Origin of the sequence: Deinococcus pimensis DSM 21231 (genome assembly GCF_000519345.1) — a bacterium.
In the GTDB taxonomy this organism is placed as follows: domain Bacteria; phylum Deinococcota; class Deinococci; order Deinococcales; family Deinococcaceae; genus Deinococcus_A; species Deinococcus_A pimensis.
This window is the reverse complement of record NZ_KI912630.1, coordinates 2274-2530: the sequence shown is the minus strand read 5'-3', so window position 1 is coordinate 2530 and position 257 is coordinate 2274. Positions and strand designations below refer to the sequence as shown.

At 73.2% G+C, this 257-nt stretch carries 1 protein-coding gene; it reads right to left on the bottom strand.

The features are described from left to right. The coding region (locus tag DEIPI_RS28305; RefSeq protein ID WP_045233602.1) for a DUF58 domain-containing protein at nucleotides 1–257 on the bottom strand (257 nt) is incomplete at both ends.

The following is a 257-nucleotide window of genomic DNA, read 5'->3' as shown; positions in this document are numbered from 1 at the left end:
TCACGACGAGCGCCGCGAGGCCCGCGAACTCGGCGGCGAGGTCACGCTTGAGCACGCGGCGCGTGCCGAAGTCCATGCTGGCGGAGCGGTCCACGACGAGCCACGCGGTGAGTTCGCGCTCCTCGCGGTACTGGCGGACGTGCAGGCGGCCCGTGCGGGCGGTCACGTTCCAGTCCATGCGGCGCACCTCGTCGCCGGGCTGGTACTCGCGGACCTCGGCGAGGTCGAGGCTGGGGCCGTAGAACAGGCCGCGGTAG